The sequence below is a fragment of the uncultured Legionella sp. genome (genome assembly GCF_937871865.1).
Taxonomy (GTDB): Bacteria; Pseudomonadota; Gammaproteobacteria; order Legionellales; family Legionellaceae; genus Legionella.
Map to the genome: position 1 here is coordinate 40143 of NZ_CALMPD010000052.1, position 7006 is coordinate 47148.

Genomic DNA, 7006 nt, shown 5'->3' on the forward strand with positions numbered 1-7006 from the left:
TATCCTTAGACTATGACTTTTGAAAAGATCTACATCTTATCCTATCTGTAGCAATTGAATCTACTATCGGCCCCCCAAAGCCACCGGTATATATTTTATTACACTGTCAGGCAAAAAAAAGCCGGTACATTTACCGGCTTTTAATCGCTGTAAAAATAATTATAGAGCCGCAATATCGATGGTTTTCATTTTAACATCCATTTGTTTATTGCCTCGTTGAATGGAAAGAGTCACTTCCTGCCCTACTTTAATTTCAGTCAGTAAATTATATAACACATCATAGTTGGGGACTGGATGAGCATTCAAGGCAACAATAACATCCCCCATCACAATACGTCCCCATTGGTCTCGGTGTGTTCCATGCAGATTTACCTTGGCAGCTGGAGTATTAGGTAGCACGTCTGCGATTAATATGCCCTTTTTAACACCTAATTTTTTAGCAACATTAGGCTCAACACGTTGAATACCTATACCTGAAAGAACAACTCGACCATGACCAATAATTTGGGTGACAATTTTTTCGATATCATCTGCCGGTACTGCAAAACCAATTCCTGCAGATGCTCCTGTTCGTGAATAAATCATGGTATTTAATCCAATCAGCTGACCTGCACTATTAAGCAAAGGACCGCCTGAGTTGCCAGGATTAATAGGAGTATCAGTTTGAATCATGTTATGAATGGTCACACCACCGATACCTGGAACTTTTCGTCCTAATGCTGAAATAACACCTTTTGACAAGCTATGGTCTAGCCCAAAAGGGTTTCCAATGGCTATTGCTTTTTGTCCAACAATAAGATCATTAGTGTGTACTATTGAAAAAGGTTTATAAGATTTCAAATAAGACAATGCCTGTGGCGATTTCACTTTTAATACAGCAATGTCTTTACGAGGCTCAGCCCCAATGATCTTTGCAGGCACGGTCATGTTACCCAGCGTAATAGACAGATCGTCAGCACCTTTAATCACATGATAATTAGTCACTATATGACCTTTGTCGTCCCAGATGATTCCAGAACCCGCTCCCGCAGGTACATGCATTTTTTGCAAAGAATGATTAGTAACGTTAGCAAGGCGATGAACATATACTACTTTAGAAGCTGACTTTTGAAATATATCAACCGTATTTCGTTCATCGGGTAGGAGAGTATCTAAATTTAAACTAAATCCAGGGGTTACAAGGGTAAAACTTAAAATCCATGCTTTAAACAACAAACTACTTTTCTTCATCATCTTCGTTATACTCCATACCAGCAGCACCAGCATATCGTTTGCGAAAGGCCTGGCGTGCTAATAACTTATCGATTACGGGTTGCGGAAAATCCGTTATAGTAATGATATTTTTATCCATTAAAATGTCAATTACGTCTTCAAGCACGCGAATTAATTGCAAATCTGACTGGACAAATTTCAATTGAAAATTTTTATCGCAGTGAATTAAAAATTCAACCACCTCAGGATTATCAATATCAATTTGTTCCGTAGATTCTGCGCTCTCTTGATTATATATGGCACAAATCCGACCATCCTTATCACGTTTTATATAGATCACGAGTCATTTTCCTTGTGCAACCAAAGGTTTAAAGTCTTCTTTTATTAAGTGTAACCTAGTTTTGCAAAAATTGGACTTTAAATATCCTACGCACCAAACAAGGACACGCAGGAACCATATTGTAGTATATGACAGCATAAATGTCACCAAACAAATCAAAAGAATTATTTTTAAACAAACATTATTCTGGAATCTGTTTCAGAATCAATATCATCATCTGAATCCTCTTTGGAATCATCGCTTTTTGAGCGATACTCGTCATCGCTGTTTATATCGGTATCACTTTTAACCTCATCGTCAATTCGTTCCGAATCGTTGATATCACTTTCAGTGCTCTCAACATCCTCCCTTGCTGCTTTTTCAATTTTTGATTGATCAAAGGAGATTCCTGTTGAAATATTGAAATACTGTAATAAAAATTGTATCGGAGCCAAAATCATCATTTTAAATGATGAAGTTCCTGCATCAATGGTGTGTTTTGCAATATGCTCACTGTGATCAGTATGGCGAATATAAATTTTTTCAAGAAGTCCTGAATGTTGCTTATAGATGAAATCCAGGCTTTCATTACGAGCTTTCTCTTGCCCAAGTAAATATTCTTGCAGATGGGTATGAGTGTCCCACAATGAGGCTCTTCTTTTTTGTAGATGTTCCAATTCACTATCATAGAACTTCATTTCATCATCTATTTCTTTTTTTAATCGATCACAAGCAGCTTTACGTTCTGCAGAAATTTCCCCATCAACAATAGCACCTGATTCTTTTAATGAAACTTGGGAATAACGCTCAACTAGTTGCGTTTTTTTACGAAGAATATCCTCGATTTTCGTATCCAGATAGATAATGGCGTCTTTATTGGCACCAAGAACCTTATAATGAGAATCGAAACGTTTGTTAGCTTGCATTTGATCCCGCATTTTTTCAAGCTCACCTGCTTCCTGAGTGATGGCTTTTCTTTGTGCTTCATCATTTAAATTCTTATCTCGACTCAATATTAATTGTCTGATAAACACAGATATGGCTACGACAGCTCCAAAAGAAGCCGCACAGATAAGCGCTATAGTCACAGGTTCCATAGTCGGCTCCTTATTAATGCAAATGAATCAATTGAGTATGTATTTCAACGGTAAAATACTTACTGAAAGACTGGAATGAAGTTATTTCTGGCCATTCATCAGACTGAGTAGACATTCGCTTCATTGCAGTTTCGAAGATTGGCAGGTAATACTGCTGCAAAAAAGGCTTTACGGTTTCTAAACCAGTAAAATTTTTCACCATCACAGTAGAATTTTCTGCTAATTGCGACAAACTGACTCGCTCCATGACATTAGCCAATTCTTCTTGCTCCTCAACTGCCGATTTCATCCAATGCATCAGCATGGTACGTGGTTTGATATTCAGTAATTGATGACCATCTTCCATAGTTGGTTCCATCAAAATAATATGATTATGCAATTCAAATTTGAAACAGCATAAAAAGTCCAGGAAACTGGTTTCGATTTGATTACGCGCCTCAGTCCCTAGCCATCGACAAATCTCATGCCGGAACATAGTCGAAAAATGTTTTTCGATTTCGTTCAAGGTTTTTTCATCGGAATTATGGCGAGGAATCACATAAGCTGTGTTGTCAGTTTGTAATGTTTTCAAACTTGGCAAATCATCTTCAGGTAATTGTGACGCGAGAAATGCTAAAAAGACAGTGGTAGGTTTTAGCACCACAATCTCTGATTGTTTTTGATGCATGACGATCTCCTTGATTAGTCAACTCATCCTGAGTACATCCTGAAAAAGAAATCTACATCTCATAGCATCACCACCAAGCTTTATACTGCACCAGGTATACTGGTTAATGCTATATATCTTTGCGCTTACAAAACAACTGCTATCAAATAAAATCGGAATCATACGAGTTCAATATAAGCACTATTGAATTAACATGTATCTTAAGTCGATTTCTATTATTCAGTCTAAATTGGCGGTACGATACTTTCAATAGCCATCGCCTTTTTTATAATAATAATAGTAGCCTATAATTCGGCATAAACATTGGTTTCTGCGCAGAAAGAAAAAAATAGAGCAATCTTTTGTTCTGATGCCCAATAAGCGCCCATTTGCATACAATCTAGCGATAAAACACTAGGGTCAGTGAACAAGTTTTGTTTGTCGCGCAAAAATCTGTCGTTGCGAGCATTAATAAAGCAATTGAGTGATGTTTCGCTAAAATCCGGGACTAGATTGCTTCACTTCGTTGGCAACGACTACTTATTTACAATGAATTAAAATTTCGTTCACAGAACCTGGTATTTGGCTTATTTTGAAAGGTGATTTAAATTGAACCTCAGAAAAACACTATTTTTTTAAAGTTCAACTTGACAGGCCTGTCTATATCTATATGCTTCTTTTTTTAACTCCCGGTTCTGTCCTATGAAATTGCTAGGAAAATCTCTGCTTGCTGTATTCTTCTTAATCATATTTGCAGTTGTCGCCCTCTGGATATTGGCTAAAAATATAAAACCAGAAACAATCAAAAATCTGATAAATAATCAAATAACCGCCATTACTCATAAAAAAAGCCAGATCAATGGCGATATTTTTTGGCAGGTTTTCCCAAGACCAGGATTAAAATTCAGCAAAATTCAAATTGGTGATGAAAACATACGTGAAGATTACTTTTTATCAATTGATACCTTATTATTGAATTTACAAATCACTCCATTATTAAAAGGCAATTTTGTTTTTAGTGAAATAAATGTAGATGGAATGAAATTACAGATAAATAAAAACGTACCCAAAGCAAAAAAAATAAACGATGAATCATCAGCCAAAAATAATGAGTCGGTAAGTCATCAATTTGCTATTCAAAATTTAGTATTGAGTCATGGTCAAATCAGCATTCATAAAAATGGCCGTTCGACTGTTTTCAAAAATGTACAGGTGGGTATTGAACAATTCAATACGGCAAAACTCCCATTCCCCATTCAAATAAAAGCACGATTAATTCAGGCAGCCCCTGTGTCCATTGCAAAAGCGAGTATCAATTTTAAAGGAAGAATGGTTATTGCATCGTCACTAGTCAATGAAATACAAGACGGACTCGTACAATCATCTATCGAAGGACAACTTAATATTCAGAATATTCTATTAAACCAATTTGCCATCAGTAAACTTAATTCAACAATTAAGCCTAATAAAAATGGAATTACCTTTAATCCTCTTACTCTCTCTTTGTATAACGGTGAATCTATAGGTGATATGGATTACAATTTTGCTAATCAGCAAATTGCATTAAATCAAACAGCCACAAATCTGGATGGTAAGTTATTGATGGCGGCCTTATTAGGCAGAGAAGCCGTTAGTGGAAATCTCGACTACTCTGTTCATGCAACAGTACCATTAAATGATTCTGGGCTTGAGCATATCAGTGGGAAAGGAAATATCACTATAAAAGATGGTGAAATATATAATATAAATCTGAATCAATTAATTGCCACTTTAAAAGAACAATTAAGTAATTTCAGCAGCGGCAAGCCCGATCACCCCAAGAAATCCCTGCAACTATCTGACTGGGATTCAAGTAAATCAGCTAAAGGAAATACTCCTTTTAAATTAGCTAACATTCAATATCAAGTACACAACAAGCAACTAATCAGTGACTCACTATTGTTGCAAACGGATAAATTACAAGTGAGTGGGGAAGGCTCTCTGCACCTAGTCAGCCACGAACTCAATGCAAAATTAAAAGCCAGCCTAAATAACAATTCGACGGACAGTTCATTGCAAAAAATGCAATCAGCTCTGGGAGGACATTTCCCTCTTAATGTATCTGGAACACTAGAACATCCTGTAGTTTTACCTGATTTAAAAATGATAAATCCGTTACTGAGTCAGTTATTAATAACAACAACACTTGAAAAACCAATAAAGAAGCTTGAGGGTACAATAAAAGGGCTGCTCCGTTGAGAAATAAATTAATACAGAAACAGTTTACTATCCCCTTACTTGCCTGGTATGACGTAAATGGGCGCAAGGATTTGCCTTGGCAGACTCCTCGTCATCCCTACAGAGTTTGGGTATCTGAAATTATGCTACAGCAAACTCAGGTTCAAACAGTTATCCCCTACTTTACGCGTTTCATGGAGCGTTTCCCTACGGTTGATGCTTTGGCTCATGCAGAAGAAGATGAAGTGCTCTCCTTATGGTCTGGCCTTGGTTACTATAGCCGAGCAAGGAACCTGCATGCCACCGCTAAAATAATCAGTAGAATCTACCTGGGAGTATTCCCCAAAGACCTGGATAACCTTATCAATTTACCTGGAATAGGACCATCAACAGCCGCTGCAATTGTCTCTCAGGCCTTTAATGAACCTGCTGCAATATTAGATGGTAATGTCAAACGAGTTTTAGCTCGTTATTTTTTAATTAAAGGATGGCCAGAACAAGCTCAGGTAAAAAAAATAATGTGGGATTTAGCTCGTTCATGTATGTCTGTACAGCGCTGTGCAGATTACACTCAGGCCATTATGGATTTAGGGGCAACATGTTGTACTAACAAAAAACCAGATTGTTTTAATTGTCCTGTTCGGGATAATTGTCAGGCATTTATCAATGAGGAGCAATCTCAATATCCCACAAAAAAAATTAAGAAACCAATTCCAGTTCAACACCAGCAATTTCTGGTTCTTCAGGATGCTCAACATAGAATTTATCTGGAAAAAAGACCACCGACAGGGTTATGGGGAGGTTTATGGTGTTTGCCCAGTTTGGAAATTGATGATAGTCCTTTAGATTTTATTCAAGATAATTATGCGCTTAATGGAGAGTCTCCAAAACATTTGATCTCCTTTAAACACCGATTTAGCCATTTTCATTTAGAAATAAATGCATTAAGCATTAAAACCCAACCAATGACGAGTCAATTGTCTGAATCAACAGGAACATGGTTTCCCAAAGAAAAATTGGATTCTGTGGGGCTGGCTAAACCGACTAGTTTGATATTGTCTAAATTAGACAATGTCGAGGATTAGTTTTACGCATCATATATTAAGCCTCCCAGATAGTCGTCAAGCTAAGGAATGTCTGTCTCAAAAGCAGCCTGGATGAGTGCGTCCGGGAAGCAGATACCGATTAAAAATGTACTGTGCCGCATCCAGGCTTTTGATTTGATACCCTCTCCCCCCGCCCTCTCCCGCGAATTGGATTTGATCCTATTTACATCATTTCTTTCGCAGGCGAGAGAGCTTTTAGTGCTGTGCCCATGTATTTTATTAGCAGCCTGACACTCCTTAGAATGACTTAGCTTCGTTTGGCCTTTCTTTCAGGGTGAAAATTTTGATGCTGTATCCTTTGGGCTCCCTTGCCCGTGGCTGTATCTGAATTTGAAACCATTTTCGCAGGCGAGGGAGCTTTTAGTGCTGTGCCCATGTATTTTATTAGCAGCCTGACACTCCTTAGAAT

General features: G+C 37.4%; 6 protein-coding genes. 2 read left to right on the top strand and 4 right to left on the bottom strand.

Annotated elements, in window-relative coordinates:
* Positions 1-159 precede the first annotated feature (159 nt).
* The 4 genes from Q0495_RS03225 to Q0495_RS03240 all read right to left on the bottom strand — a co-directional run bounded on the left by Q0495_RS03225 (position 160) and on the right by Q0495_RS03240 (position 3295).
* Positions 160-1233 carry a trypsin-like peptidase domain-containing protein gene (locus Q0495_RS03225; RefSeq protein WP_298622955.1) on the bottom strand — a complete coding sequence of 358 codons (1074 nt, stop codon included), beginning with the start codon at positions 1231-1233 and terminating at the stop codon, positions 160-162.
* Positions 1217-1552: a hypothetical protein gene (locus Q0495_RS03230; RefSeq protein ID WP_298622957.1), complete on the bottom strand. Its 336-nt coding sequence runs from the start codon at positions 1550-1552 to the stop codon at positions 1217-1219. The genes Q0495_RS03225 and Q0495_RS03230 overlap by 17 nt, the downstream gene beginning before the upstream one ends.
* Before the next feature lie 170 nt (positions 1553-1722).
* Positions 1723-2628, bottom strand: coding sequence for a hypothetical protein (locus Q0495_RS03235; protein ID WP_298622960.1), 906 nt, complete (start codon positions 2626-2628; stop codon positions 1723-1725).
* A gap of 13 nt (positions 2629-2641) precedes the next feature.
* A complete protein-coding gene (locus Q0495_RS03240; protein ID WP_298622963.1) occupies positions 2642-3295 on the bottom strand; it encodes a hypothetical protein in 654 nt (217 codons plus the stop codon).
* A gap of 681 nt (positions 3296-3976) precedes the next feature.
* Between Q0495_RS03240 and Q0495_RS03245 the strand changes: the two genes are divergently transcribed.
* Both Q0495_RS03245 and mutY read left to right on the top strand, forming a co-directional pair.
* Entirely contained in the window at positions 3977-5512 is a 1536-nt protein-coding gene (locus Q0495_RS03245) for an AsmA family protein (RefSeq protein ID WP_298622965.1), read from the top strand.
* A complete protein-coding gene (mutY, locus tag Q0495_RS03250; protein ID WP_298622968.1) occupies positions 5509-6576 on the top strand; it encodes an A/G-specific adenine glycosylase in 1068 nt (355 codons plus the stop codon). The genes Q0495_RS03245 and mutY overlap by 4 nt, the downstream gene beginning before the upstream one ends.
* Positions 6577-7006 lie beyond the last annotated feature (430 nt).

Bases quoted from the DNA above. Each gene is read 5' to 3' on its own strand.
- Q0495_RS03240 (WP_298622963.1), bottom strand. From the start codon at position 3,295: ATGCATCAAAAACAATCAGAGATTGTGGTGCTAAAACCTACCACTGTC.
- Q0495_RS03245 (WP_298622965.1), top strand. From the start codon at position 3,977: ATGAAATTGCTAGGAAAATCTCTGCTTGCTGTATTCTTCTTAATCATA.
- Q0495_RS03235 (WP_298622960.1), bottom strand. From the start codon at position 2,628: ATGGAACCTGTGACTATAGCGCTTATCTGTGCGGCTTCTTTTGGAGCT.
- Q0495_RS03225 (WP_298622955.1), bottom strand. From the start codon at position 1,233: ATGATGAAGAAAAGTAGTTTGTTGTTTAAAGCATGGATTTTAAGTTTT.